The sequence below is a fragment of the Pseudomonas baltica genome (assembly GCF_014235765.1).
Lineage (GTDB): Bacteria > Pseudomonadota > Gammaproteobacteria > Pseudomonadales > Pseudomonadaceae > Aquipseudomonas > Aquipseudomonas baltica.
This window is the reverse complement of record NZ_JACMYH010000001.1, coordinates 1,380,416-1,405,881: the sequence shown is the minus strand read 5'-3', so window position 1 is coordinate 1,405,881 and position 25,466 is coordinate 1,380,416. Positions and strand designations below refer to the sequence as shown.

General features: G+C 63.0%; 24 protein-coding genes. 18 read left to right on the top strand and 6 right to left on the bottom strand.

The annotated features are described in order from the left end of the window. Positions 1 to 8 precede the first annotated feature (8 nt). The 9 genes from hisC (at position 9) to H7993_RS06180 (ending at position 8,590) form a co-directional block, all read left to right on the top strand. Entirely contained in the window at positions 9 to 1,118 is a 1,110-nt protein-coding gene (gene hisC / locus H7993_RS06220; RefSeq protein ID WP_185793810.1) for a histidinol-phosphate transaminase, read from the top strand. After that, complete coding sequence (locus H7993_RS06215) at positions 1,111 to 3,372, top strand: bifunctional prephenate dehydrogenase/3-phosphoshikimate 1-carboxyvinyltransferase (protein WP_425311975.1); 2,262 nt, start codon at positions 1,111 to 1,113, stop codon at positions 3,370 to 3,372. The genes hisC and H7993_RS06215 overlap by 8 nt, the downstream gene beginning before the upstream one ends. Continuing rightward, on the top strand, positions 3,369 to 4,055 hold the full coding sequence (gene cmk, locus H7993_RS06210) for a (d)CMP kinase (RefSeq protein ID WP_185793809.1): 687 nt from the start codon (positions 3,369 to 3,371) through the stop codon (positions 4,053 to 4,055). Before H7993_RS06215 ends, cmk begins: the two co-directional genes overlap by 4 nt. 121 nt (positions 4,056 to 4,176) lie before the next feature. Then, the gene (gene rpsA, locus H7993_RS06205) at positions 4,177 to 5,865 is read left to right on the top strand and encodes a 30S ribosomal protein S1 (protein WP_185793808.1); all 1,689 of its coding nucleotides are present in this window, start codon (positions 4,177 to 4,179) and stop codon (positions 5,863 to 5,865) included. Between the two features lie 152 nt (positions 5,866 to 6,017). Next, entirely contained in the window at positions 6,018 to 6,317 is a 300-nt protein-coding gene (locus H7993_RS06200) for a hypothetical protein (protein ID WP_122479053.1), read from the top strand. A gap of 215 nt (positions 6,318 to 6,532) precedes the next feature. Next, the gene (locus H7993_RS06195) at positions 6,533 to 6,832 is read left to right on the top strand and encodes a hypothetical protein (protein ID WP_185793807.1); all 300 of its coding nucleotides are present in this window, start codon (positions 6,533 to 6,535) and stop codon (positions 6,830 to 6,832) included. Between the two features lie 111 nt (positions 6,833 to 6,943). Continuing rightward, positions 6,944 to 7,237 carry an integration host factor subunit beta gene (ihfB, locus tag H7993_RS06190; protein ID WP_043187734.1) on the top strand — a complete coding sequence of 98 codons (294 nt, stop codon included), beginning with the start codon at positions 6,944 to 6,946 and terminating at the stop codon, positions 7,235 to 7,237. Between the two features lie 21 nt (positions 7,238 to 7,258). Continuing rightward, a complete protein-coding gene (locus H7993_RS06185) occupies positions 7,259 to 7,594 on the top strand; it encodes a lipopolysaccharide assembly protein LapA domain-containing protein (protein WP_122479050.1) in 336 nt (111 codons plus the stop codon). 132 nt (positions 7,595 to 7,726) lie between these two features. Then, positions 7,727 to 8,590 carry a DUF2242 domain-containing protein gene (locus H7993_RS06180; protein WP_185793806.1) on the top strand — a complete coding sequence of 288 codons (864 nt, stop codon included), beginning with the start codon at positions 7,727 to 7,729 and terminating at the stop codon, positions 8,588 to 8,590. Between the two features lie 13 nt (positions 8,591 to 8,603). On the opposite strand, the gene H7993_RS06175 is transcribed toward H7993_RS06180, so the two are convergent. Together H7993_RS06175 and H7993_RS06170 are read right to left on the bottom strand one after the other, a co-directional pair. After that, complete coding sequence (locus H7993_RS06175) at positions 8,604 to 9,626, bottom strand: AraC family transcriptional regulator ligand-binding domain-containing protein (RefSeq protein WP_185793805.1); 1,023 nt, start codon at positions 9,624 to 9,626, stop codon at positions 8,604 to 8,606. Between the two features lie 4 nt (positions 9,627 to 9,630). After that, positions 9,631 to 10,746 carry a nitrilase-related carbon-nitrogen hydrolase gene (locus tag H7993_RS06170; protein WP_185794191.1) on the bottom strand — a complete coding sequence of 372 codons (1,116 nt, stop codon included), beginning with the start codon at positions 10,744 to 10,746 and terminating at the stop codon, positions 9,631 to 9,633. 187 nt (positions 10,747 to 10,933) lie between these two features. Between H7993_RS06170 and H7993_RS06165 the strand changes: the two genes are divergently transcribed. Together H7993_RS06165 and H7993_RS06160 are read left to right on the top strand one after the other, a co-directional pair. Next, the gene (locus tag H7993_RS06165; protein ID WP_185793804.1) at positions 10,934 to 12,970 is read left to right on the top strand and encodes an NADPH-dependent 2,4-dienoyl-CoA reductase; all 2,037 of its coding nucleotides are present in this window, start codon (positions 10,934 to 10,936) and stop codon (positions 12,968 to 12,970) included. Between the two features lie 62 nt (positions 12,971 to 13,032). Continuing rightward, positions 13,033 to 13,923, top strand: coding sequence for a 1-aminocyclopropane-1-carboxylate deaminase/D-cysteine desulfhydrase (locus H7993_RS06160; RefSeq protein ID WP_185793803.1), 891 nt, complete (start codon positions 13,033 to 13,035; stop codon positions 13,921 to 13,923). A 4-nt stretch (positions 13,924 to 13,927) separates the two neighbouring features. On the opposite strand, the gene H7993_RS06155 is transcribed toward H7993_RS06160, so the two are convergent. Beyond that, the gene (locus H7993_RS06155) at positions 13,928 to 14,476 is read right to left on the bottom strand and encodes a cytochrome b (RefSeq protein WP_122479040.1); all 549 of its coding nucleotides are present in this window, start codon (positions 14,474 to 14,476) and stop codon (positions 13,928 to 13,930) included. A gap of 71 nt (positions 14,477 to 14,547) precedes the next feature. Beyond that, positions 14,548 to 15,495, bottom strand: a complete 948-nt coding sequence (locus H7993_RS06150) for a DUF1853 family protein (RefSeq protein WP_185793802.1) — start codon at positions 15,493 to 15,495, stop codon at positions 14,548 to 14,550. Between the two features lie 167 nt (positions 15,496 to 15,662). On the opposite strand from H7993_RS06150, the gene H7993_RS06145 reads away from it, so the two are divergent. The 7 genes from H7993_RS06145 to H7993_RS06115 all read left to right on the top strand — a co-directional run bounded on the left by H7993_RS06145 (position 15,663) and on the right by H7993_RS06115 (position 23,421). Beyond that, positions 15,663 to 16,556 (top strand): NAD(+) kinase, encoded by an 894-nt coding sequence (locus H7993_RS06145; RefSeq protein WP_122479037.1) that lies wholly within the window; start codon positions 15,663 to 15,665, stop codon positions 16,554 to 16,556. Next, a complete protein-coding gene (locus H7993_RS06140) occupies positions 16,556 to 17,524 on the top strand; it encodes a metallophosphoesterase (RefSeq protein WP_185793801.1) in 969 nt (322 codons plus the stop codon). Before H7993_RS06145 ends, H7993_RS06140 begins: the two co-directional genes overlap by 1 nt. Further along, positions 17,524 to 18,396 carry a rhomboid family intramembrane serine protease gene (locus H7993_RS06135; protein ID WP_122479034.1) on the top strand — a complete coding sequence of 291 codons (873 nt, stop codon included), beginning with the start codon at positions 17,524 to 17,526 and terminating at the stop codon, positions 18,394 to 18,396. Before H7993_RS06140 ends, H7993_RS06135 begins: the two co-directional genes overlap by 1 nt. A gap of 118 nt (positions 18,397 to 18,514) precedes the next feature. After that, positions 18,515 to 19,612, top strand: a complete 1,098-nt coding sequence (locus tag H7993_RS06130) for a carboxynorspermidine decarboxylase (protein WP_122479703.1) — start codon at positions 18,515 to 18,517, stop codon at positions 19,610 to 19,612. A 27-nt stretch (positions 19,613 to 19,639) separates the two neighbouring features. Next, complete coding sequence (locus tag H7993_RS06125; RefSeq protein WP_122797405.1) at positions 19,640 to 20,884, top strand: saccharopine dehydrogenase family protein; 1,245 nt, start codon at positions 19,640 to 19,642, stop codon at positions 20,882 to 20,884. Between the two features lie 263 nt (positions 20,885 to 21,147). Continuing rightward, positions 21,148 to 22,245, top strand: coding sequence for an alpha/beta hydrolase (locus tag H7993_RS06120; RefSeq protein WP_206682967.1), 1,098 nt, complete (start codon positions 21,148 to 21,150; stop codon positions 22,243 to 22,245). A gap of 48 nt (positions 22,246 to 22,293) precedes the next feature. Next, positions 22,294 to 23,421 (top strand): catalase family protein, encoded by a 1,128-nt coding sequence (locus tag H7993_RS06115; protein WP_185793800.1) that lies wholly within the window; start codon positions 22,294 to 22,296, stop codon positions 23,419 to 23,421. A 16-nt stretch (positions 23,422 to 23,437) separates the two neighbouring features. Here the strand turns inward: H7993_RS06115 and H7993_RS06110 are convergent, their stop codons facing one another. Then, entirely contained in the window at positions 23,438 to 24,595 is a 1,158-nt protein-coding gene (locus H7993_RS06110; RefSeq protein WP_185793799.1) for a PAS domain-containing sensor histidine kinase, read from the bottom strand. After that, positions 24,592 to 25,407: an alpha/beta fold hydrolase gene (locus H7993_RS06105; RefSeq protein WP_185793798.1), complete on the bottom strand. Its 816-nt coding sequence runs from the start codon at positions 25,405 to 25,407 to the stop codon at positions 24,592 to 24,594. The genes H7993_RS06110 and H7993_RS06105 overlap by 4 nt, the downstream gene beginning before the upstream one ends. Positions 25,408 to 25,466: the final 59 nt, after the last annotated feature.

Below are 25,466 nucleotides of genomic sequence, written 5' to 3'. Positions count from 1 at the left end.
TAGTACGCATGACCGATTTCCTTGCCCTGGCCCAGACCGGCGTTCAACAACTGTCCCCCTACGTTCCCGGCAAGCCGGTGGATGAGCTGGCCAGAGAGCTGAACCTGGATCCGGCCAACATCATCAAGTTGGCCAGCAACGAGAACCCGTTGGGTGCAAGCCCCAAGACCCGTGCCGCGATCGAACGCGAACTGGCCGAGCTCACACGCTACCCCGACGGCAACGGCTTCGACCTCAAGACCCTGCTGGCGCAGCAGTGCCGCGTACAGCTGGACCAGGTGACCCTGGGCAACGGCTCCAACGACATTCTCGAACTGGTCGCCCGAGCCTACCTGGCACCGGGCTTGAACGCGGTGTTCAGCGAGCACGCCTTTGCCGTCTATCCATTGGTCGTGCAGGCCGTGAATGCCGGTGCGCGGGTCATCCCGGCCAGGCAGTTCGGCCATGACCTGCCGGCGATGCTGGCAGCGATCGACGACAAGACCCGCGTGGTGTTCCTGGCCAACCCGAACAACCCGACCGGTACCTGGTTCGGCCCGCAGGCGCTGGAGGACTTCCTCGCCGCGGTCCCGCCCAGCGTGGTCGTGGTGCTCGACGAGGCCTATATCGAGTACGCCGTCGGTGGCGAGCTGCCCGACGGCCTCGACTACCTGGCGCGCTACCCGAACCTGCTGGTCTCGCGCACCTTTTCCAAGGCTTATGGCCTGGCTGGGCTGCGGGTAGGCTATGGCTTGTCTTCGCCGGTCATTGCCGATGTGCTCAACCGTGTCCGCCAGCCGTTCAACGTGAACAGCCTGGCATTGGCTGCGGCCTGCGCCGCGTTGACGGACACCGATTACCTGCAGCGCAGCCGCGAACTCAACAGTGCCGGCATGCAGCAGCTGGAGGCGGGGTTCGCCGAGCTGGGCCTGGACTGGATTCCTTCCAAGGGCAATTTCATTGCCGTGGACGTGGGTCGCGTTGCCGGGCCGGTATATCAGGGCCTGCTGCGCGAAGGGGTGATCGTGCGCCCGGTGGCCGGCTACGGCATGCCCAACCACTTGCGCGTGACCATCGGCCTGGCCACAGAAAACAACCGTTTCTTGGAGGCGTTGCGCCTGGTGCTGGCCCGTGTCTGAGTTCACGCAATTGCAACCGGGCGCTGCCAGAATAGGCCGCCTGGTGGTTGTGGGGCTGGGACTGATCGGCGGCTCGTTCGCCAAGGGCATCAAGCAAAGTGGCTTGGCTGACGAAGTGGTGGGGGTCGATCTCGATTCGCGCGCCTGCCTGCGGGCCGTCGAGTTGGGCGTGGTCGACCGCTGCGAAAGCGAGCTGGCCCGTGCCTGTGTCGGCGCCGATGTGATCCAGTTGGCGGTGCCGATCCTGGGCATGGAAAAATTGCTGGCGGCCCTGGCCCGGCTTGACCTGGGCCGAGCCGTGATCACCGATGTCGGCAGCGCCAAGGGCAATGTGGTACGGGCCTTTCGCGACGCTTTTGGCGGGGACCTGTCACGCTTCGTTCCGGGCCATCCGATCGCCGGTTCAGAGCAGAGCGGGGTAGAGGCGGCCAATGCCGAGCTGTTCAAGCGGCACAAGGTGATCCTCACGCCGTTGGCCCAAACCGCGCCCGATGCGTTGCAATGCGTCGATGGCCTGTGGCGCGCCCTGGGTGCGGACGTCGAGCATATGCAGGTCGAGCGTCACGATGAGGTGCTTGCCGCCACCAGTCACCTGCCGCACCTGCTGGCGTTCGGCCTGGTCGATTCGCTGGCCAAGCGCAGTGAAAACCTGGAAATCTTCCGCTACGCTGCGGGCGGTTTCCGTGATTTCACGAGGATCGCCGGCAGTGACCCGGTCATGTGGCACGACATCTTCCTCGCCAACCGCGAGGCTGTACTGCGCACACTCGATACATTTCGCAGCGATCTCGACGCCCTGCGCGACGCGGTCGATGCAGGGGATGGGCATCACCTGCTGGGCGTGTTCACACGCGCCAAGGTGGCCCGCGAGCATTTCAGTAAAATCCTGGCCCGTCGGGCCTATGTGGACGCTATGAACTCCAACGACGACCTGATCTTCCTGGGCAAACCCGGTGGCAGCCTCAAGGGCCGCATTCGCGTACCGGGTGACAAATCCATTTCGCACCGCTCGATCATGCTTGGCTCCCTGGCCGAGGGCACTACCGAAGTCGAAGGCTTCCTCGAAGGCGAGGACGCCCTGGCGACCCTGCAGGCCTTCCGCGACATGGGCGTGGTCATCGAAGGTCCCAACCAGGGCCGGGTGACCATCCATGGTGTTGGTCTGCACGGCCTGCAGGCGCCGCCCGGGCCGATCTACCTGGGCAACTCCGGGACCTCGATGCGCCTGCTCGCCGGCATTCTTGCGGCGCAGAGCTTCGACACCACGTTGACCGGCGACGCCTCGCTGTCCAAGCGCCCGATGAACCGCGTGGCCAATCCACTGCGGGAAATGGGCGCGGTCATCGAGACGGCGGCCGAGGGTCGTCCGCCGATGGTGATCCGCGGCGGGCAGCGGCTCAAGGCGCTCGACTACACCTTGCCGATGGCCTCTGCACAGGTCAAATCCTGCCTGCTGCTGGCCGGATTGTGGGCCGAAGGCAGGACGACCACCACCGAGCCGGCACCGACCCGCGACCACACCGAGCGGATGCTGCGCGGCTTCGGTTATCCGGTCGAGGTCAATGGCCCGCAGGCGTCGGTCGAGTCCGGCCGCACGCTGAAGGCGACCCACATCGAAGTGCCCGGCGATATCTCGTCTTCCGCATTCTTCCTGGTGGCCGCCTCGATCGCCGAAGGCTCGGACCTGACCCTCGAGCACGTGGGTATCAACCCGACGCGCACCGGTGTCATTGATATCCTGCGCCTGATGGGTGCCGACATCACCCTGGAAAATCAGCGTGAAGTGGGTGGCGAGCCGGTTGCCGACCTGCACGTGCGGGCGGCTCGACTCAAGGGTATCGAGATCCCCGAGGCGCTGGTCCCCCTGGCAATCGACGAGTTCCCGGTGCTGTTCGTGGCCGCGGCCTGCGCCGAAGGGCGCACCGTGCTGCGCGGCGCCGAAGAGCTGCGCGTCAAGGAATCCGACCGTATCCAGGTCATGGCCGACGGCCTGCAGGCGCTCGGTGTGAAATGCGAGCCGACCGCAGACGGCATCATCATCGACGGCGTCGGTCGTGGGCTGCCGGCCATGGGCGGCGGCGAGGTCCACGGCCACGGCGATCACCGCATCGCCATGGCCTTCAGTGTTGCCTCGCTGCGCGCCAGTGCGCCGATCCGCATCCACGACTGCGCCAACGTCGCCACTTCGTTCCCCAACTTCCTCGGTCTCTGCGCCCAGGTGGGTATCAACGTGGCCGAAGAGGGCGCGTCGTGAACCAGGCGCCGGTCATCACCATCGACGGGCCAAGCGGTTCGGGCAAGGGCACCATCGCCGGTATCCTCGCCAAGCGCCTGGGCTGGAAGCTGCTCGATTCAGGCGCGTTGTATCGCTTGCTGGCCTACGCGGCACGCAACCATGGCGTCGATCTGAGCAACGAAGCGTCGCTGATGGTGATGGCAGCCCATCTCGATGTGCAGTTCATCGCCGCCGCCGACGGCCAGCCCCAGCGCATCGTGCTGGAAGGCGACGACGTCACCCGTGACATCCGCAACGAGCAGGTGGGTGCCGGCGCCTCCCAGGTCGCGGCCCTGCCGGCAGTGCGCGACGCGCTGTTGCAGCGCCAGCGAGCATTCCAGGAGTCGCCGGGCCTGGTGGCCGACGGTCGCGACATGGGCACGGTGGTGTTCCCCGAAGCGGCGTTGAAGGTGTTCCTCACCGCCAGCGCGGAGGAACGTGCCCGCAGGCGTTACTTGCAGTTGAAGGCAGCGGGCAACGATGTTAGTCTGTCGAGTCTGCTAGATGAGATACGTGCACGCGATGAGCGTGACACCCAGCGCGCAGTGGCCCCGCTCAAGCCGGCGGCCGATGCCTTACAGCTGGATTCCACGGAGTTGTCCATCGAGCAGGTGTTGGAACGCATCATGAGCGAGATCGCACTACGCGACATCGCCGGGTGACGAAGAAGCCATACGGGAACCCAGTCAACATCCCGGTGGCTTTCTTTTACTTGAACGAAACCCACGTTGTCTGGAGCGTGGCTGATGGGCGTATGTTTCGCCCAAATCTACAGGAATTAAAATGAGCGAAAGCTTTGCAGAACTCTTTGAAGAAAGCCTAAAAACTCTCAATCTTCAGCCAGGCGCAATCATCACCGGTATCGTTGTTGATATCGACGGTGACTGGGTTACTGTCCACGCCGGCCTGAAGTCCGAGGGTGTCATCCCGCTCGAGCAGTTCTACAACGACGCTGGCGAACTGACCATTAAGGTCGGTGACGAAGTTCACGTTGCGCTGGACGCGGTAGAAGACGGCTTTGGCGAAACCAAGCTGTCCCGCGAAAAAGCCAAGCGTGCCGAGTGCTGGATCGTTCTGGAAGCAGCTTTCGCCGCCGAGGAAGTGGTCAAGGGCGTTATCAACGGTAAGGTTAAGGGCGGCTTCACTGTCGACGTTAACGGCATCCGTGCGTTCCTGCCTGGTTCCCTGGTCGATGTTCGCCCTGTGCGCGACACCACCCACCTGGAAGGTAAAGAGCTCGAATTCAAGGTCATCAAGCTGGACCAGAAGCGCAACAACGTTGTCGTTTCCCGTCGCAGTGTCCTGGAAGCCGAGAACTCCGCCGAGCGCGAAGCTCTGCTGGAATCCCTGCAGGAAGGTCAGCAAGTCAAGGGTATCGTCAAGAACCTCACGGATTACGGCGCATTCGTCGATCTGGGTGGCGTCGATGGCCTGCTGCACATCACCGACATGGCCTGGAAGCGCATCAAGCATCCATCGGAAATCGTCAATGTTGGCGACGAGATCGATGTCAAGGTCCTGAAGTACGACCGCGAGCGCAACCGTGTTTCCCTGGGCTTGAAGCAGCTGGGCGAAGATCCATGGGTTGCCATCAAGGCACGTTACCCAGAGAGCACCCGCGTCATGGCGCGCGTCACCAACCTGACCGACTACGGCTGCTTCGCAGAGCTGGAAGAAGGCGTGGAAGGCCTGGTACACGTTTCCGAAATGGACTGGACCAACAAGAACATCCATCCTTCGAAAGTCGTACAAGTCGGCGACGAAGTGGAAGTCATGGTTCTGGACATCGACGAAGAGCGTCGTCGTATCTCCCTGGGTATCAAGCAGTGCAAGTCGAACCCGTGGGAAGACTTCTCTGGCCAGTTCAACAAGGGTGACAAGATCTCCGGCACCATCAAGTCGATCACCGATTTCGGTATCTTCATTGGTCTGGACGGCGGCATCGACGGTCTGGTTCACCTGTCCGACATCTCCTGGAACGAAGTGGGCGAAGAAGCCGTACGTCGTTTCAAGAAGGGCGACGAGCTCGACACCGTCATCCTGTCGGTAGATCCAGAGCGCGAGCGCATCTCCCTGGGCATCAAGCAGCTGGAAGACGATCCGTTCTCCAACTACGTGTCTGTCAATGACAAGGGCGCCATCGTTCGCGGTATCGTCAAGGAAGTTGACGCCAAGGGCGCTGTCATCACCCTGGCCGACGACATCGAAGCCACTTTGAAAGCTTCCGAAATCAGCCGTGACCGCGTTGAAGACGCGCGCAACGTTCTGAAGGAAGGCGAAGAAGTCGAAGCCAAGATCATCAGCGTCGACCGCAAGTCCCGCGTCATCCAACTGTCGATCAAATCGAAAGACGTTGAAGACGAGAAAGAAGCGATCCAGAGCCTGCGCGAGAAGCCAGCCACTTCGGATATCGCTGCCGGTCCGACCACTCTGGGCGACCTGCTGCGTGCTCAGATGGAAAAGCAGAACTAAGTTCTGTTTGACCTGTAGAAAAAGGGCGACTTCGGTCGCCCTTTTTTGTGCCTGCGATTCGTGCCGTGTCGAGAGTTGAACGCGGCGGGCGCCGAACTAACCCCGACCTCGGATGCTCAAAGGGATAAGTGAATACCCAAGGATCTCCAGGGATGAAAACCGTAGTAACCGCAGTGCTGTTCGTCGTAGTGGGTCTGACATCCGCATGCTCCACCACGTCGGTGGTCAAACGAGATTATCGGGGCATGCAGGCATTGCAGATCAATTGCAGTGGCCTGGGCTCGTCCTGGGGCAAGTGCTATGACAAAGCGCAGCATGCCTGCCGCGCGATGGGCTACAAAGTCCTGGCGAAGACTTCCGATATCAAGGAAGAGCCCGAAGACGGCTTCCTCGGCTGGAATCCGGGCATGGCCAGCCGAACCATGTTCGTGCGCTGCAACGGTCAAGGTTGAGTAGCCCTTGAAGTTGCTCCAGCTGACCTGCGGCTGGTAAATGGCATACGAATGGTTACAAACTTTTCCGTCACGTCTCTGACACCCGCCTGAAGTAAATTAGCAATCGGCCATCTACTTGGATAGGGTAGGTGGTGTATTGGCAGTCATCGTTTTCGATTGAATTCCTGCTCCTTGAACCCGTGTCCCTCCCAGAAGTAGACAAGGCCCGAGTCATGAAATTTACCCTGCTCATCGCAGCATTGCTGCTGGTGACCGCCTGCGCCGCCACCTCCACGTCCCACGGCAAGCGCGGCAGTCGTGGAATGCACATCACCTGTTCCGGGCTGACCTCGTCCTGGGCCCAGTGCGAGAAAGAGGCCGAATCGGCCTGCGGCCCTGCCGGTTACCGTACCCTCGCCAAGTCCAGCGACGTCAAGGAAGAACCGGACGACTATGTCTTCGGCCTCAACCCCGCGGGTTATTCAACGCGCAGCATGATCGTCAAATGCCGCAAGAGCACTGCGTTCAAATAGGGCACGCACAACTCATTTTCAAGAAGTCAAGAGTCGGGCTGTTCAAATCTGTCAAGCCATGCTAAAACCTTCTAAGCACTGATCTAGCTGCTTGATAAAGAAGGGAAAAATATGACGAAGTCGGAATTGATCGAACGTATTGTCACCCATCAAGGTCTACTTTCATCCAAGGATGTGGAATTGGCCATCAAGACCATGCTCGAGCAAATGTCGCAGTGCCTGGCCACAGGTGACAGGATCGAGATACGTGGTTTCGGCAGCTTTTCCCTGCACTATCGCGCCCCTCGGGTCGGGCGCAATCCCAAGACCGGGCAGTCGGTAAGCCTGGATGGCAAGTTCGTTCCGCATTTCAAGCCCGGCAAGGAGTTGCGCGATCGGGTGAACGAAGACGAAGAGCTCGCTTGATCGACGTTGAAGGAGAAGGCTTTGCGTAATCTCAAGAAGTTGCTGCTGGTGCTGATTTTCCTGGCAGTCGCTGCTGTCGTGTTGGTGTTCGTACTGGAGAACCAACAGGCCGTTGCGTTGAGCGCTCTTGGTTGGTCCACCCCGTCGTTGCCAGTGTCTGTGTTCGTGTTGGCAGGCGTGCTGGCAGGCATGCTGATCGGCCCATTGTTCGGCTGGTATATCGCCCTGAGCAGCAAGCACCGTTGGCGCAAGCAGCTGCGCGCCAAGGCCCGAGCGGAGCAACGTGCAACCCTGGCCGCTGCATCCACCGATTCGAAAGCCACTGTCGCCGCACCCCAGCAGGCGGTGGTCAAGTAATACGCCCTGAGGGTTCCGTATCCACTGCGGAAACATCGCGTATTACCGCGTGTCCTGAGCGAACGGCATTTCCTGCGCCGTGCCAGCGCGTTCTGTTGCACAATAGCCGCAGACCGTTTTCCAGGACCCACAATGTCATTTCCATTCCGTTACGGGCGACACCTTCCAGGCGCCGTGCTGGTTATTGCATGGCTCGGCCTGGCAGGGTGTTCTTCCCCCAAGACCGCCATCTATGAACATGAAAATTTTGCTGACTCAGGTACGTTTTCTCGAAACTACCCGGTCAGCGATATCGCCTCCTGTGAAGCCGCGCGTCGGGCATTGTTGAGCCAGGGCTACATCATCACCAGCAACGATCCGCGTCAGGTGAGTGGACACAAGAGCTTCCAGCAAACCGGCGAGAGTCACCTGGAGATCAGTTTCAACGTGGTCTGCGTCGCCGATGCCAACAGCGAGCACAGCTCCACGCTGTTCGCCAATGCGCTGCAGGATCGCTATGCGCTGAAGAAGGTCAACAACTCGGCCAGCGTAGGCGTGGGGGTGCTGGGTTCGGTCTCGATGCCGATCGGTTCCACCGACGATTCCATGGTCAAGGTGGCCAGTGAAACGGTGGCGTCGGACAAGTTCTACGACCGTTATTTCTCTCTGGTGGAGAGCTTCATGCCCGTGCAGGCGAAGAAGGTCGTATCGACCCCGCCTGCCAAGGATGAGCTGGGCATGCCGGACACTGCACCTGCGGCCCCCGCTGCATCTGCATCTGCAGCGCCTGCGACTGCGAAGCCAGTCGTGCCTGTAGCCGCGCCGCTGGTTCCGCCTACTCCGCCCGCTCAGGCGCAGCAGGCAGAGGTGGTGCCTGAGCAGGAGGCTTCGCAGCCTGTCGCGCCCCCGGCACAACCGGCACCCATAGAAGTCATCCCGGTTCCCGAGGCCACCGAGGCGACGCCTGAGGTCGTACCGCAGGCGCCCTCTGTAGAGGCGCCCGTTTCGCAGCCCTGAGCGAGCGCTGGGGTCACTGACGGCTGGCGCGGCGGTACTCGCCGGGCGTCATTGCGCACCAGCGTTTGAAGGCGCGCTGAAAAGCCTCGGCCGATGTGAATCCCAGCAGGTAGGCTATTTCGCCGAATGCAAGTTCGGTGTCGCGGATGTAGGTCTGCGCCAGGTCACGGCGGGTGTCGTTGAGAATCGAGCGGAACTGCGTGCCCTCGTGGGTCAGCTTGCGCCGCAAGGTCCAGGCCGGCATCTTCAGGCAGGCAGCGATTTCGTCCAGCGTCGGCTCGCGTCCGCCGTTGAGCTGTGAACCCAGCAGTTGGGCGACCCGCTCGCCAACGGTGCGCACGCGCGTCAAACGCTCCAGTTCCTGTTCACTCAGCTGCAACAAATGCTGCCAGGTGCTCGGGCAGTGCTCGGGGTTGCGCAGGTTCAGGCTGGCATGGGTCAGGCGCAGCTGGTTGTGCTCGCAGTTGAAGGCGGTATGGGCGGGGTAGTGTGCTGCATAGCCGGGCGGGTCGAACTCGATTTCCATCCGCTGTGCAATCACGTTCTGCCCGGCAAGTACAGTCAGTTGCTGCAGCCAGCCGGTCAGCAGCGAGTCCACCACAAAACGGTTGTAGGCATTGTAGGGACTGATCGAATAGAACCGCAGCCAGGCGCCTTCGCGGTCTTCGTGAAAACTCGATTGCCCGCGATAGTTGGCGGCGTACAGGGGTTCGAAACGAATCAGCGTACGGGCTGCCTCGCGCACTGTCGGTGCCTGCGCGGCCGTGACGCCGGCCAGGCCTGCCTGGCTCAGGCGGCTTGCCTGGCCGATGCGCAGGCCCAGCGCGGGGTCGCCGGTAAGGGCGATCGCCGCATGGCCCAGGCGCATGTAGCGGGCGATGGTCAGTCGCGCTCCGGCGACGTTGAGCCGGCTTGGCTCCAACCCATACTGGGCCAACAGGGGCAGCGGGTCGTGGCCATGGCTGCGTACTGCCTGTGCCAGGCTCTGGGTGAAGCCGACCGACAGGTCGCCGAGTTTGATCCGCTGGCCGCTCACGCGCCTACAGCCACAGATTGATCAGGCGCGCGCCACGCCCGTCACCGACCTGGCCGAAACGCTCGCGTTGGCGGGCGAAGCTGTGCCCTTCGTAGAACTGATTCCAGAAGTGCCCGCCCATGAACACGGTCATGCTTGCCAGTGGCGCGCTTTCTGCGACCAGCCGTTGCCAGGCCTGGGCCTCGCTGACCTCGCCGGGCAGCAGGGCGGCATCGCTCGGCGTTGCGTCGATGCGAAAGCCGCGCCAGGGCTCGGACCAGCGCCCACGCCCGAGTACCGAGGCGGGCACCGCGAGCAGCTGCACGTCTTGCTGGCGCAACTGGGCGTGACTCGCCGGATGCCAGCTGTCGGTGCCGATCAGGACGGCCAGTTTGCCCGCCGGGGTGTCGAACACGTTGAACGGTGCGTCACCCAAGGGTTGCACGTAGCGGCGAGTGGGATGGCTGGTGAAATGCTGGAGCTGTGGCTGGCCCAGCACGGAGCCATCGGGCGCGAACACGACACTGGCGTTGTACAAGGCGCCGTTCCCGGTTCGCAGGCGACCCTCCACGACAGAAGGCTTGGGCAGGATGATCGAGCCTGCCACCAGGGTCACCCTGAATTGCCTGGCCAGGCCGCCAAACAGCTGCTGGTACTGCTCGGCCATGCTCGCGGCCTTCATGCGCAGGTAGGCGTCGGCGAAGCGATCTTCGCCCTCGGCCATGGCCCAGCCGCCAAGCAGGCGCAATGGATTGCTGGCGGCCAGCCACTGTTCGGCATCGCGACGCTGCACCACCTGGTAGAACTCGTTCTTCTCGCCCACCGCCCATAACCAGGTACCGATGTGCTCGGGCAAGACCACGATGGTCTTGCTGCCGACAAGGCCTGCATCCTGGGCATGCTGCAGGTATCCGGCCAGTTTCAGGCGCAGGCGCTCGACGCTCTGGTAATCCGCCGGGAACAGCTCGGGCTGGATCCCCAGCAGATTGCCGCGCTCGGACGGCGCGCCGTCGACACCATCGAGCTCGATGCGCAGGTCGGACAGGTAGTGCCCGGCGGGGCGCTGGGTCGTCCAAAGCGCGTAGGTACTCAACGCCGCCAGGCAAAGCAGGGCAACCACGGACATCAGGATTTTGCGCATGAGGGACAACAACCAGCTCCTGTTCGTGAATCCGCACTAGGGTAGACGTCGCGTGCAGCATGATCAATGACTTGTCATTTCAGGTCATTGAGGCGTGCGGCTCGGGTGTCTACTGTTTGACCCTACCTGTGACCGAGCCCGCCGCAAGAGGCTTGGCACTTTTCCGTGATCCGCCTGTGGAGTTCCCATGGCCGCTGCTTCCTATCCTCATCTGCTGGCACCGCTGGACCTGGGCTTCACCACCCTGCGCAACCGAAGCTTGATGGGCTCCATGCACACGGGTCTCGAGGAAAAGCCCGGTGGCTTCGAGCGCATGGCGGCGTATTTCGCCGAGCGTGCGCGGGGTGGGGTCGGCCTCATCGTCACCGGCGGCATCGCCCCGAACGAAGAGGGCGGGGTGTATGCCGGGGCGGCGAAGCTGAGCACGCCCGAGGAAGCGCAGCGGCATGAAATCGTCACCCAGGCCGTGCACGCGGCGGGCGGCAAGATCTGCCTGCAGATACTGCATGCCGGGCGCTATGCCTACAGTCCCAAGCTGGTGGCACCCAGCGCCATCCAGGCGCCGATCAATCCGTTCAAGCCGCTGGAGCTGGACGAGCAGGGCATTCGGAAACAGATCGCCGATTTCGTCGGCTGTGCCCGGCTGGCCCAGTCGGCCGGCTACGACGGCGTTGAAATCATGGGGTCGGAAGGCTACTTCATCAACCAGTTCCTGGCGGCTCACAGCAACCAGCGCAGCGATCGCTGGGGCGGCAGCTATGCCAATCGCATGCGCCTGGCGGTGGAGATCGTCGGGCAGGTGCGGCAGGCGGTCGGGCGCGAGTTCATCATCATCTTTCGCCTGTCGATGCTCGACCTGATTGAAGGCGGCAGCATCTGGGAGGAAGTGGTCGAACTGGCGCAGGCCGTCGAGGCTGCCGGGGCCACCCTGATCAACACGGGCATCGGCTGGCACGAAGCGCGCATTCCTACCATCGCCACCAAGGTGCCACGTGCGGCGTTCAGCAAGGTCACCGCCAAGCTGCGTACGGCGGTGCGGCTGCCGCTGATCACCACCAATCGCATCAACACCCCGGAGGTGGCCGAGCGCATTCTCGCCGAGGGCGACGCGGATATGGTTTCGATGGCCCGGCCGTTTCTGGCCGACCCCGAATTCATCAACAAGGCTGCGGCCAACCGCGGCGATGAGATCAACACCTGCATTGCCTGCAATCAGGCCTGCCTGGACCACACCTTCGCCGGCAAGTTGACCAGTTGCCTGGTCAACCCACGCGCCTGCCATGAGACCGAACTCAATTACCTGCCCGTGACTCAGGTGCGCCGGATCGCCGTGGTCGGCGCCGGGCCGGCAGGGCTGGCCGCAGCGACCGTGGCGGCCGAGCGCGGACATGCGGTGACCCTGTTCGATTCCCGTGATGAAATCGGCGGTCAGTTCAACGTGGCCAAGCGCATTCCCGGCAAGGAAGAATTCAACGAAACCCTGCGGTATTTCGATCGTCGGCTGACCCGCCTCGGCGTCGACGTGCGCCTGGGTGCGCGGGTCGATGTCGCTGCGCTGGTCAAGGGTGGCTTCGACGAGATCGTGCTGGCCACCGGGATTGCCCCGCGGCTGCCCGACATCCCGGGCATCGACCACCCCATGGTGCTCGGCTACCTCGACGTGCTGCTCGAAAGGCGGCCCGTGGGCCCGCGTGTGGCGGTGATCGGCGCCGGTGGCATCGGCTTCGACGTCAGCGAGTTCCTGGTGCATCAGGGGCCGTTCACCAGCCTCGATCGCGAGGCCTTCTGGCAGGAATGGGGTATCGACCTGACCCTGCAGGCCCGCGGTGGCGTGGCCGGGGTTGCGGCGCAGACCCATGCACCGGCGCGCGAGGTGTATCTGCTGCAGCGCAAGGCCGGCAAGGTGGGCGACGGCCTGGGCAAGACCACTGGCTGGATCCATCGCGCCGGTCTGAAGAACAAGGGCGTGCGCATGGTCAACAGCGTCGAGTACCTGAAGATCGACGACGACGGCCTGCACGTTCGGGTCGCCGGGGGCGAGCCACGGGTGCTGCCAGTGGACAACGTAGTGATCTGCGCAGGGCAGGATCCGTTGCGCGAGCTGGAGCAGGGGCTGCGCGAAGCCGGGCAGCGCGTGCACCTTATCGGCGGCGCCGACGTGGCCGCCGAACTCGACGCCAAACGGGCCATCGATCAAGGCTCGCGCCTGGCGGCGGTGCTGTAGAATCGGCTGCCGCGCCGGACCCGACGCGGCCCTCTTCGTTTCCTTTGGCTGGCCAGGCATCCATGCTTCTCGATCTACCGCGTGCACCGCTGCAACCCTTGCGACTTTCCTGGCTCGGCGCGGCCGGCATAGAGGCTGCCGTGCTGCGCCTGGACCTCGTCGACCCGCTCATCAGCGGCAACAAGGCATTCAAGTTGCAGCATCACCTGCTGGCCGCCCAGGCCAGTGGCTGCAGCGGCATCATCAGCCTGGGCGGGGCCCATTCCAATCACCTGCATGCCCTGGCTGCCGCCGGCAAGCGCCTGGGCCTGCGCACGGTCGGGCTGCTGCGCGGCCATGCTCAGGCCACGCCGACCGTGAGCGACTTGCAGCAATGGGGCATGGAGCTGCACTGGCTGGGTTACGAGGGCTATCGTCAGCGCCACCGGGACGACTTCTGGGCCCCCTGGCAGGCACGCTACCCCGATCTGCGGCCGGTACCCGAGGGCGGCGGTGGGCTGCTGGGCGCCAAGGGCTGCGCCGACCTGCCCTTGCAGGTGCAGGCGCAGCTCGCTGATATGGGGTGGGATAATTTCGATGGATGGTGGCTGGCCGTGGGTACCGGTACGACATTGGCTGGCCTGGTCCTCGCCGAAGCCGGCCGCCGCTGGGTGTACGGGGCGGTGGCGGTAGGGCCGAAGCATGGCGTGAACGAGCAGGTCAATGCGCTGTGTGGCGACCAGGGGCATAGCTTGATCGACGCCAGTCGTGGCGGCTTTGCCAGGATGGACAGCGAACTGCTCGCGTTCATGCACGCCTGTGAAGCCGAGTCGGGCATTCCATTGGAACCGGTGTACACGGCCAAGGCGCTGTGGGCATTGCGCGATGCCTGTGCGGCAGGCTCGCTGCGGCCGGGTTGTCGTCTGGTGTTCGTGCACACCGGTGGCTTGCAGGGATGGCGCGCCGCCGCCTGAACGGTCAGTCGCGGTGCGGCAGCATGCGTCGCAGGGTGTTGTCATGGCGCAGGTAATGGTGGGCCAGGCCCAGCACGCCGTGCAGGCCGATCAACCAATAGCCCCAGCCGGCAATGCTCATGTGCCATTCCTGCAAGCGTCCGCCGAGGTCGCGGTCTTCGGCGATCAGGTGGGGCAGTTCGATGCCCCAGAATGATACGGACCTGTTCTGTGCGCTGAGGATCAGCCAGCCCAGCAGCGGCAGGCCGATCATCAGTGCGTAGAGTGCGGCGTGCATCAGGCTCGCCAGACGCGTCTGCCACACCGGCAGCGGCGGCACGATGCGCGGCGTGACACCCAGGCTGCGCACCAGCAGACGCAGCCAGACCAGCAGCCCCACGCTCAGGCCCAGCATGAAGTGGAACTGCACGATCAGCGCGCGTGCGCCACTGCCTCTGACGAACTGGCCACGCAGCTCGATGCAGGCATAGGTGGCGGCCAACAGGACCAGCATCGACCAGTGCAGGGCGATGGACAGGCTGCCATAGCGGGCGTGGGTGTTTCTCCAGTTCATCGGGTGACTACTCGGGCGGTCATGCACAGGGTATCGGGCCGGCCATGGACATCTTTAGCCGCCCCTGCGATTCACACGCCCGGCAGGGCCGGCCAGGCATCGGCGACCAGGAAAACCCGTTCGGCTTCCTGCCAGTCGCCGTGGTCGTCGCGGGTCAGGCGCACGAGCATCTGCGCCGCGGCGAGCGGGTCCAGTTGCTGCATCCAGGCCTTGAGCTGATCGGGTGCCCAGGCGTCGGCGGCGGCGAGGCGTGCCGGCGCCAGCCAGGCATCGCGCGGCAACGGCTGCCAGCGACCCTCCGGGCGTTGCTCGACGAAAATGGGCCAGTCGCGCTGATGCACCCAGCTGCCGCGCAGATGATCAGGGTGGGCGTGCTCGGGTGACTGGGCCTTACCGGGCCAGGGATAGAACAGATAGCCGCCGAGCCACAGGTGCGCGTCGAACTGCTCGATGCCCAGGGCCAGCATGGCTTCGCGACCCTCGCTGGAGGTGGAGATGGGCAACTGGTGCTCGGTCAGGTGGGTCAGCTTGCGACCCAGCCGATCCTGGCTGTTGGGACCCAGCCACTGGAAAACATCGCGACCGTCGGCGGCCACCGGGCCCAGGTAGAGCTTGATCGCCAGTTCCAGATGATGCACCCCGTCGCGGTCGCGGATCACCATGTCGAGCTCGCCCAGGGTGTGCTTGTCACGGCGGATCGGCAGGTTGGCCGCCAGCGGCTCGATACCGGGAGCCTGCTGCAGGGCGAACTGCCAGAGGCGCTCGTAGTAGAGGCCCAGGCGCCGGGTAGGGGCCTGCGCCAGCCAGTCGAGCAGCGGTTGGCTGGCGTCGTCCAGACCGTTCAGCCACACCTGCAGGTGCTCGGGCTGTTCGGCCCAGGTGCTGCCGGCCAGTGGATGACGTTGCTGCCAGGGCGCCGTGTGCAGCAGGGGTGGGGCGAGGATGACCCACGCCAGGTCGCGCACCTGGGGCTGGCGCAGGCGGCGCGGAAAGTCGGCAAGGGCAGCGAATGGATTCATGGGACGGTCCCGGTCAATGGCGCGGTGGTGGAAAGGGTTTTGTGCGGCAACGGCTTTACTCCATAATCCAGATCCGTATTTGTGTCCGCAACCGGCGGTTGCGCGACAGCGTTGTGGAATGTGCCTGGCGCATCCCGATAGCCAGACCAGACCCGAGCAGGAGCCTCATGGAGCAATTTCGCAACATCGGTATCATTGGCCGCCTCGGCAGCTCGCAGGTGCTCGATACCATTCGCCGCCTCAAGCGCTTCCTGCTGGACAGGCACATGCATGTCATTCTCGAGGACACGATCGCCGAAGTGCTGCCGGGGCACAACCTGCAGACGTCATCGCGCAAGATGCTGGGCGAGGTCTGCGACCTGGTCATCGTGGTCGGCGGCGACGGCAGCCTGCTGGGCGCAGCGCGGGCACTGGCGCGACACAACACGCCGGTGCTGGGGATCAACCGCGGCAGCCTGGGGTTTCTTACCGACATCCGCCCCGACGAGCTCGAGGTCAAGGTGGCCGAGGTGCTCGATGGTCACTACCTGGTCGAAAACCGTTTTCTGCTCGAGGCCGAGGTTCGCCGCCATGGCGAGGCCATTGGCCAGGGCGACGCGCTCAACGATGTGGTACTGCACCCCGGCAAGTCGACCCGCATGATCGAGTTCGAGATCTACATCGACGGCCAGTTCGTCTGCAGCCAGAAAGCCGACGGCCTGATCCTGGCCACGCCGACCGGCTCCACCGCCTACGCGCTGTCGGCGGGCGGGCCGATCATGCATCCCAAGCTCGATGCCATCGTGATCGTGCCCATGTACCCGCACACCCTCTCGGGTCGGCCGATCGTCGTCGACGGCAACAGCGAGATGAAAATCGTTGTCTCAAAGAACATGCAGATCTACCCGCAGGTTTCGTGCGATGGCCAGAACCATTTCACCTGCGCTCCGGGCGACACCGTCACGGTGCGCAAGAAATCGCAGAAACTGCGCCTGATCCACCCACTGGACCACAACTACTACGAAGTGTGCCGGACCAAACTCGGCTGGGGCAGCCGGCTCGGCAATACCGGAGGCGATTGATGCTTGACCCGGCGCGAAGTTATGACCTGATCGGCGATGTGCACGGATGCGCGCATACCCTCGAACATCTGCTCGACCGGCTGGGCTATCACAAGCAGGGCGGCGTGTGGCGGCATGCCTCGCGCCAGGCGCTGTTCCTGGGCGACATCATCGACCGCGGACCGCGTATCCGCGAGTCGCTGCACATTGTCCACGACATGGTCGAGGCCGATCAGGCGCGCTGCATCATGGGCAATCACGAGTTCAATGCATTGGGCTGGAGCACCCCGGCATTACCCGGCAGCGGCAAGCAGTACGTGCGCGAGCACGTGCCGCGGCACGAGCGTCTGCTCCAGGCGACGCTGGACCAGTTCGCCCACCACCCCGGCGACTGGCACGATTTCCTCGGCTGGTTCTACGAGTTGCCGCTGTTCCTCGATGCCGAGCGCTTTCGCCTGGTGCACGCGTGCTGGGATGCCGGCCTGATCGAACCTTTGCGCCGCCAGCACCCGGATGGCTGCATCGACGCCCATTTTCTCCAGGCATCGGCGGTCAAGGGCAGCTTTGCCTGCCAGGTCTTCGATCGGTTGTTGCGCGGCACCGACATGCGCCTGCCCGACGGCCTGACGCTGACGGGCGCCGATGGCCTGAGCCGTGCGTTCTTTCGCACCAAGTTCTGGGAAGACGACCCGCAAACCTACGGCGACGTGGTATTCCAGCCCGATGCACTGCCTGACGATGTAGCCTGCGCGCCGTTGAGTCCTGAACAGAAAAGCGCTCTGCTGCGTTATGGGGTCGACGAGCCATTGCTGTTCGTCGGTCACTACTGGCGCAGCGGGCGACCGGCGGCGATACGCCCGAACCTGGCCTGCCTGGACTACAGCGCGGTGTTGTACGGCAAATTGGTGGCGTACCGCCTGGATCAGGAAACCCGCATCGATCCGCGCAAGTTCGCGTGGGTCGAGGTCGAGCGCCCGGAGGCGTTTTGATGAGTGCAATTGCTGTAATGCGTCTGCCGCTGAACACCGATCTGAGTGGCTTCGTGGGCCTGTTGAGGCGTCTGAAGGTGCCTCATCGCGTCAGCGAGGAGCAGGGCAGTCAAGTGTTGTGGGTACCCGACGAGCGTCTGGCCCAGGATGTTCGCGAGCTGTACCAGCGCTACCCTGAGGGCAATGCCGAGGTCGATCCTGAATTGATGGCGCGGCATGCGCCGGTGCGCGGTCCGGGGTTTGCCCAGCAGCTCAAGTCCAGCCCCGCCACCGCCCTGGTGCTGCTGGCCTGTCTGGTGGTGGCGGGGTTGACACTTCTGGGCGAGAACCTGGGCAACCTGCGCTGGCTGACCTTTCTTGATTTTCAGGTCAACGGTGAATACATCTATTTCACGCCCTTGGCCGATACCTTGGCCAGCGGCCAATGGTGGCGGCTGTTCAGCCCCATGCTGATTCATTTCGGCTTGTTGCATCTGGCGATGAACGCCTTGTGGTACTGGGAGCTTGGGCGACGCATCGAGGCGCTGCAGGGGCGCATCAACCTGATCGGCCTGACCCTGTCGTTCAGCCTGGTCTCCAACGTGGTCCAGTACCTGGTCAGCGGGCCCAGTCTGTTCGGCGGTCTGTCGGGCGTGCTGTATGGCTTGCTGGGGCACTGCTGGCTGTACCAGTGGCTGGCGCCCAACCCGATCTACCGCCTGCCGCGCGGCGTGCTGGTGATGATGCTGGTGTGGCTGGCGCTGTGCATGAGCGGGCTGGTCAGCGTGCTGGGCTTCGGCGAAATCGCCAATGGCGCGCACGTCGGTGGCCTGCTGATCGGCTGCGCGACCGGCCTGGTCGGCGGCTTTCTGGCCCGCCGCAAGATTCGCTGAACGCAAGCCGCCTCGGCGGTGGGGGTGGTTGGAAATTGGTCGGCTGCTCTTTCGGTCCGGGGTAACTGCGGGCACAATGCGGGTCCTTTTTTTGGCTGGCCATGCCTGGGGCCTCGAAATGATCAATACGCCGTATTACCTCATCGACAAACAGAAGCTCTTGGGCAACCTGGAGAAGATCGCCTACGTGCGTGAACACTCCGGGGCCAAGGCGTTGCTGGCGCTCAAGTGCTTCGCCACCTGGTCGGTGTTCGACCTGATGGAGCAGTACATGGACGGCACCACGTCGTCGTCGCTGTACGAGCTCAAGCTGGGTCGGCAGAAGTTCGCCGGCGAAACCCACGCCTACAGCGTGGCCTGGGCCGACGACGAGATCGAGGAGATGCTCGCCAACTGCGACAAGATCATCTTCAACTCGATCGGCCAACTGCAGCGTTTCGCCCAGGCGTCCCAAGGCAAGACCCGCGGTCTGCGGGTCAACCCGCAGGTGAGCAGCTCCGACTACCTGTTGGCCGACCCGGCGCGTCCGTTCAGCCGTCTGGGCGAATGGGACCCAGCCAAGGTCGAGACGGTGATCGAGCAGATCTCCGGCTTCATGTTCCACAACAACTGCGAGAACGGTGATTTCGCCCTGTTCGACCAGATGCTGGGGACCATCGAAGAGCGCTTCGGTCACCTGCTGCACAAGGTCGAATGGGTCAGCCTCGGTGGCGGCATTCATTTCACCGGCGAAGGCTATGCTCTGGACGAGTTCTGCGCCCGGCTCAAGGCCTTTTCGCAGAAGTACGGCGTGCAGGTGTACCTGGAGCCTGGCGAGGCGGCGATCACCAACAGTGCCTCGCTGGAAGTCACCGTGCTCGACACCCTCTATAACGGCAAGCACCTGGCCGTGGTCGACAGCTCGATCGAAGCGCACATGCTCGACCTGCTGATCTACCGGCTCAATGCGAAGCTTGCGCCCAGCAGCGGCGAACACACCTACATGGTGTGCGGAAAATCCTGTCTGGCCGGGGACATTTTCGGCGAATACCCGTTCGAGCGCCCTCTGGCCATCGGTGATCGCCTGTCGTTCGTCGACGCGGCGGGCTACACCATGGTCAAGAAGAACTGGTTCAACGGCTTGAAGATGCCGTCCATCGTAGTGAAACAACTCGACGGTACAGTCGAGGTGGTTCGTGAGTTTGGTTTCGAAGACTACCTGTCCAGCCTTTCGTGAGCGGACAGCCGAGGAGAAGTGAATAAATTGAAGAAGAACGTTCTTATCATTGGTGCAGGAGGTGTTGCCAAGGTGGTGGCCCACAAGTGCGCGCAGCACAACGATGAACTTGGTCGTATTGCCATCGCGTCGCGCAACATCTCCAAATGCCAGGCCATCATCGACAGCGTCAAGGCCAAGGGCAGCCTCAAGCAGCCCGCCGACATCAAGGCTTTCGCGCTCGATGCGCTGGATGTCGAGGCGACCAAGGCGCTGATCGTGGAAACCGAATCGCAGATCGTCATCAACGTCGGTTCCGCCTTTCTGAACATGTCGGTACTGCGTGCCTGCATCGACACCGGCGTGGCCTACCTGGACACCGCCATCCACGAAGAACCGGGCAAGGTCTGTGAAACGCCGCCCTGGTATGGCAACTACGAGTGGAAACACCTGGAAGAGTGCCAGCAGAAAAACGTGACGGCCATTCTGGGTGTGGGCTTCGATCCAGGCGTGGTCAATGCCTATGCCGCGCTGGCGCAGCAACAGCATTTCGATCGTATCGACTCGATCGATATCCTCGACGTCAATGCTGGCTCCCACGGCAAGTATTTCGCCACCAATTTCGATCCGGAAATCAATTTTCGCGAATTCACCGGGCAGGTCTGGAGCTGGCAGAACAGCCAGTGGACCAGCAACACCATGTTCGAAGTCAAACGCACCGATGACCTGCCGGTGGTGGGTTCGCAGAACCTTTACCTGACCGGACATGACGAAGTGCATTCGCTGTCGAAGAATCTCGATGTGCCCAACGTGCGCTTCTGGATGAGTTTCGGCGAGCACTACATCAACGTGTTCACGGTGCTGAAGAATCTCGGTTTGCTGTCCGAGCAGCCGGTAACGACTGCCGAAGGCCTGCAGGTAGTGCCGCTCAAGGTGGTCAAGGCAGTCCTGCCGGATCCGTCGTCGCTGGCACCGGGCTATACCGGCAAGACCTGCATCGGCGATCTGGTCAAGGGCACTCGCAACGGCCAGCCGCACGAAATGTTCATCTACAACGTTGCGGATCACGAAGACGCCTACGCCGAAACCGACAGCCAGGGTATTTCCTACACCGCGGGTGTGCCGCCCGTGGCTGCAGCCCTGTTGGTCGCCCGCGGCGAATGGGACGTGCAGCGCATGGCCAACGTCGAAGAGCTGCCGGCCGAGCCGTTCCTCAGGGCGCTCGACGCCATGGGCCTGCCGACGCGCATCAAGGACGCCTCCGGCGACCGTGCCTGGGATGCCAGTGCGTAATCTGTTGTAAATGCTGTTGTAGGAGCGGTCTGTGGGCGCGAAAAGGGCCCCGCGATTGTCTGGTGCACCGTGGTGTCTGGTTCGCGGCCACTGGCCGCTCCTACGGGACGGTGTGCAGAGTGATTCCCGAGAGTAGCAACTGGGGTCGCGGTATTTAGTGGATTAACCGTTCGTCTGGCGCGAGTCGGGAATTTTGGAACATCAAGTTGCTGTCAACGGCCTGATATTTCGTAACGTTCCCACTCTCGTGCGAGGCAATAACAATGATCAAGACTGACCGCAAATGGATGGTAGCGCTGTGCGCCGCCGGCGTGGCAATGGCGTTGAGCGGTTGCGCTCGCGATCCAGAAAAACGCTCGGTTTCCGAACTCGCCGTGAGCGGCACCAAGAGCATGTTCCGTACCGATTCGGACATGCAGACCGTCCTGAACAAATTCGCCAGCTTCGATGCCAAGGCCGTGGAGAAGATCACGGCAGTCGAGGCACGGCAGCAACCTACCATCGCCGACGCCGTGAAAGGCGTGCTCGCCGATGAGAAACGCGACAGCACCCCGACTGCACTGGTCCCCGGCGTCACCACCCGTGACATCACCGTACCTGGCGCCGCAGGCTCTTTGCCAGCAACCGTCTACACGCCTGAAGGCACCGGCCCGTTCCCGGTAGTCCTGTATTTCCACGGTGGTGGTTGGGTATTTGCCGATCGCAAGGTGTATGACGGCGGCGCACGCGGGATCTCCAAGCAAGCCAATGCCGTGGTCGTCTCCGTGGACTACCGCCGCGCGCCCGAAAACAAGTTTCCTGCAGCTCATGAAGATGCACTGGCTGCCTATCGCTGGTTGAGCAAGAACGCCGCTTCGCTCAACGGTGACGCGAAGCGCCTGGCACTGGCCGGTGAAAGCGCTGGCGGCAACCTCGCCGTGGCAACCGCCGTGGCCGCACACAAGGCCGGGTTAACCGCGCCCAAGCACGTGCTGTCGGTTTATCCGGTCGCTCAGTCCAACACTGAAACCGAGTCCTATCGCAAATACGCCGACGCCATGCCGCTCAACCGCCCGATGATGCTGTGGTTCATCGACAACGTGACCAAAGGTCCGGCCGACGCCAAGGATCCACGTATCGACCTGGTGCATGCCGACCTCAAAGGCCTGCCACCGGTCACCGTGATCAACGCCGAAATCGACCCACTGCGTGACGATGGTGCCCAGCTGGAACAGGCGCTGCGTACTGCAGGTGTCAGCGTCGAGCGCAAAGTCTATCCAGGCGTGACCCACGAATTCTTCGGCACCGCAGCCGTGGTGAAAAAAGCCGAAGAAGCGCAGGCCTATGCCGGTGAGCGTCTGAAAGCCGACCTGGCCAAATAACAAGAACATCCACCGTGATAAAGACCTGAACCGAGCCGAGGTGTGTACATGAGCCATTCTTCAGACACTCAATATCCAGACAGTCAATTGCCAGACAATCGACTGACCGTCACTCCACTGGTGTTTCAGCCCTCATTCGAGCAGGTGCCCGACGACGAGGAAGACACCAGCCGAGAGCTGACGGAAGTGATGCGCAGCATTCTGGACACCACGTTCGAAGATGGCGGCCACGCGTTGCGTGGCGTGCATGCCAAGGCTCATGGGTTGGTACGCGGGCACATCACGGTGCTCGATGGCCTTCCTGCGCCGTTGGCGCAGGGGGCTTTTGCCACCCCTGAAAGGTTCCCCGTGGTAATGCGTTTTTCCACCAATCCCGGTGATCTGCTGGACGACAAGGTTTCGACCCCACGGGGCCTTGGCTTGAAGATCGTCGGGGTACAGGGTGCGCGTTTGCCGGGCAGCGAGGGGGACGTCACCCAGGATTTCGTCATGCAGAACGCCAAGGCGTTCACGGCAGCCACGCCAAAGGCTTTCCTGAAGAATCTCAAGCTGCTGGCCAAGACCACCGACAAAGGTCCGGGCCTGAAGAAAGCTTTTTCGGCGCTTCTGCGCGGTGTGGAGTCGGTGATCGAAACCATGGGCGGCGAGAGCGGCACGCTGAAGAGCATGGGTGGGCATCCGCTGACCCATGTGCTCGGTGAAACCTTCTACAGTGTGGTGCCGTTTCTGTATGGCGAGCATTACGCCAAGCTGGCGGTGGTGCCGGTGGCACCGACGCTGACCGAGTTGACGGATCAACCTGTCGACCTGGACGATAAACCGGACGGCCTGCGTGAAGCGGTCAGTCACTATTTTGCAAGCCAGGGGGGTACGTGGGAAGTGCGTATCCAACTGGCCACCGATCTCGACGAAATGCCGATCGAGGACGCTTCGAAAGTCTGGTCCGAAGAGCTGAGCCCCTACGTCACCGTGGCGCGTATCGAAGTGCCGGCGCAGGCGGCCTGGAGCGAAGAGGCTATTCAGACCATCAACGAGCAGATGTCATTCAGCCCGTGGCACGGTCTGGCCGCGCACCGTCCTCTGGGTGGCGTCATGCGCGTGCGCAAGCCGACCTATGAAATGTCCGCAGGCTTTCGCGCCCAGCACAACGGCTGCCCGATTCACGAGCCGCGCTGAACCACCCGGCCGGGGGTCAATGCCCGGCCGACGCGTAGGCGGGAAACCGGGTAGTGAAGGTGGTGCCGGCCTGAGCGCTGGATACTACCTCGACGATACCGCCGTGGGCCTTGGCAATCTCGCTGACGATGAACAGGCCGAGGCCCACGCTGCGTACTTCGCGGCCTGCCTCCGAGCCCCGTGTCATGGGCGAGAAGATCGAGCTCAACTGCGCTTCGTCGATCGCTTTGCCCTGATTGTGCACCGTGATTTCGACCGCGCCCTGGGCTGCCGCGACTCGGACCTCGATCGGACTGGTGCCATCGCCATAGGTCATGGCGTTGGACACCAGATTGCCCAGCAACTGTGCTAGGCGGTCTGCATCGGCCTGGCAGAACAATGCTTCGTCGCTGGCGCTGAAAACAATCGTTCGTTGCGGGTACAGCAGGCGCAGTGAATCCACGGCGGCGGCAATGGCGCGGTCCAGCTGCACCGGCGCCCGGCTCACGGCCAGGCCCTGGCCAATGCGAGCCTGGGTGAAGTCCAGAAGATCGTTGATCAGGCGCTGCGACCGAGCAGTCGCATCGCTTATATGGCCAAGCATGGTGCTCTGGCGCTCGGTCATGTCCAGAGAACGCAAATACTGCGCGGCCATGGACACGACCTGCAGCGGGTTGCGCAGATCGTGGCTGACGATGCCGATCATCTGCTCGGCGAACAGTGCGCGGTCGACCGCCAGTTCCCGTTGCCGATTGAGTTCGTGCTCGAGCACCACATGCCGCTGCAGCGCGTCTTCGGCCTGCCGCTTGGCTTGCAGCAGTTCCTGTTCGAAACGGATTCGGTCGGCGACGATGAACGCCGATATCTCGTCGAATACCTCGCCGCAGTGATCGCGGCGACTGGCATTGAGCACCATCGGCGTGACCTTGCCGGTGGCCGTCAGGAAGTCCAGCTTGACCTCGACAATCGAGCGCTGCATCACCAGCAACGGCATCCAGTGCGTTTGATAGAAGATGCGGCCGCCCACGGTCAGCAGCTCCTGCAGCTTGCGCACCCCGACCAGTTGTTCGCGGGTGTAGCCCAGCCAGTGGCAGAAGGTCTGGTTGACCTGAAGGATCAGGCCCTTGTCGTTAGTCAGCAGCAGGGCGCATGGCGCTTGCTGGTAGAGCGCCTCGGCGTCGGGCTCGGCGGTCATGCGTGCAGGCGGCCGCAGGTCTGGGTCAGGAACGTCTGGATGGCGTCGATGCAGGCTGCGGGCTGGCTCAGGTGCGGGCAGTGGCCCTCGTTCTCGATGACCACCATGCGGCAGTCGGTGATAGCTTCGGTCAGGTATTGGCCAACGGCCTTGGGCGCAATGAAGTCGTCCGAAGACTGGATCACCAGCACCGGCTCGCGCAGCTCGCGCACGTCCGCACGGCTATCGGTGAGGAAGGTGACGCGGGCAAAACGCTTGGCGATGTCCGGGTCGGTCTGGCAGAAACTGTTGGTCAGCTCGACGCCCAGTTCCGGATGTTCGGGATTGCCCATGATGCTCGGCGCCATGGCACTGGACCAGCCCAGGTAGTTGCTTTCAAGGGTCGCGAGCAGGGCATCGATATCGTCGCGGGTGAAGCCGCCGGGATAGTCCGTATCGGTAATGTAGCAGGGCGATGGGCCAACCATGGCATGGGCGCCGATCAGTCCGGGGCTGCGCCTGGCGACCATGGCGCCGGCCATCGCGCCGACCGAGTGACCGATGAACACCACCGGGCCCTCGCCGAACTCCTGGATGATCTCGACGATGTCGTCGGCGTAGCCCGCCAGTGTCGAGTACTTGTCGATGTCGTAGGCGCTCACGTCCGAATTGCCGCAGCCGACCATGTCGAACAACACGGTCCGGTAGTGCTCGGCAAAGGTCGGCTCGACCAATCGCCACATGTTCTGGTCACAGCCAAAACCATGGGCAAACACCAGTGTCAGCGGGCCTTTGCCCTTGATCACCACATTGTTGCGAGCCTGAACCGACATCCGTGAAATTCCTGTTTGCGCAAGCGAGCATGCGGGGCCAATCGGACCGCTAGTCTACC

What these genes read in the sequence shown, in the direction of transcription:
- hisC (WP_185793810.1), top strand. Translation starts at nt 9, where the DNA reads ATGACCGATTTCCTTGCCCTGGCCCAGACCGGCGTTCAACAACTGTCC.
- rpsA (WP_185793808.1), top strand. Translation starts at nt 4,177, where the DNA reads ATGAGCGAAAGCTTTGCAGAACTCTTTGAAGAAAGCCTAAAAACTCTC.
- H7993_RS06200 (WP_122479053.1), top strand. Translation starts at nt 6,018, where the DNA reads ATGAAAACCGTAGTAACCGCAGTGCTGTTCGTCGTAGTGGGTCTGACA.
- H7993_RS06195 (WP_185793807.1), top strand. Translation starts at nt 6,533, where the DNA reads ATGAAATTTACCCTGCTCATCGCAGCATTGCTGCTGGTGACCGCCTGC.
- ihfB (WP_043187734.1), top strand. Translation starts at nt 6,944, where the DNA reads ATGACGAAGTCGGAATTGATCGAACGTATTGTCACCCATCAAGGTCTA.
- H7993_RS06180 (WP_185793806.1), top strand. Translation starts at nt 7,727, where the DNA reads ATGTCATTTCCATTCCGTTACGGGCGACACCTTCCAGGCGCCGTGCTG.
- H7993_RS06170 (WP_185794191.1), bottom strand. Translation starts at nt 10,746, where the DNA reads ATGCGCAAAATCCTGATGTCCGTGGTTGCCCTGCTTTGCCTGGCGGCG.
- H7993_RS06165 (WP_185793804.1), top strand. Translation starts at nt 10,934, where the DNA reads ATGGCCGCTGCTTCCTATCCTCATCTGCTGGCACCGCTGGACCTGGGC.
- H7993_RS06160 (WP_185793803.1), top strand. Translation starts at nt 13,033, where the DNA reads ATGCTTCTCGATCTACCGCGTGCACCGCTGCAACCCTTGCGACTTTCC.
- H7993_RS06155 (WP_122479040.1), bottom strand. Translation starts at nt 14,476, where the DNA reads ATGAACTGGAGAAACACCCACGCCCGCTATGGCAGCCTGTCCATCGCC.
- H7993_RS06150 (WP_185793802.1), bottom strand. Translation starts at nt 15,495, where the DNA reads ATGAATCCATTCGCTGCCCTTGCCGACTTTCCGCGCCGCCTGCGCCAG.
- H7993_RS06145 (WP_122479037.1), top strand. Translation starts at nt 15,663, where the DNA reads ATGGAGCAATTTCGCAACATCGGTATCATTGGCCGCCTCGGCAGCTCG.
- H7993_RS06140 (WP_185793801.1), top strand. Translation starts at nt 16,556, where the DNA reads ATGCTTGACCCGGCGCGAAGTTATGACCTGATCGGCGATGTGCACGGA.
- H7993_RS06135 (WP_122479034.1), top strand. Translation starts at nt 17,524, where the DNA reads ATGAGTGCAATTGCTGTAATGCGTCTGCCGCTGAACACCGATCTGAGT.
- H7993_RS06130 (WP_122479703.1), top strand. Translation starts at nt 18,515, where the DNA reads ATGATCAATACGCCGTATTACCTCATCGACAAACAGAAGCTCTTGGGC.
- H7993_RS06120 (WP_206682967.1), top strand. Translation starts at nt 21,148, where the DNA reads ATGATCAAGACTGACCGCAAATGGATGGTAGCGCTGTGCGCCGCCGGC.
- H7993_RS06115 (WP_185793800.1), top strand. Translation starts at nt 22,294, where the DNA reads ATGAGCCATTCTTCAGACACTCAATATCCAGACAGTCAATTGCCAGAC.
- H7993_RS06110 (WP_185793799.1), bottom strand. Translation starts at nt 24,595, where the DNA reads ATGACCGCCGAGCCCGACGCCGAGGCGCTCTACCAGCAAGCGCCATGC.
- H7993_RS06105 (WP_185793798.1), bottom strand. Translation starts at nt 25,407, where the DNA reads ATGTCGGTTCAGGCTCGCAACAATGTGGTGATCAAGGGCAAAGGCCCG.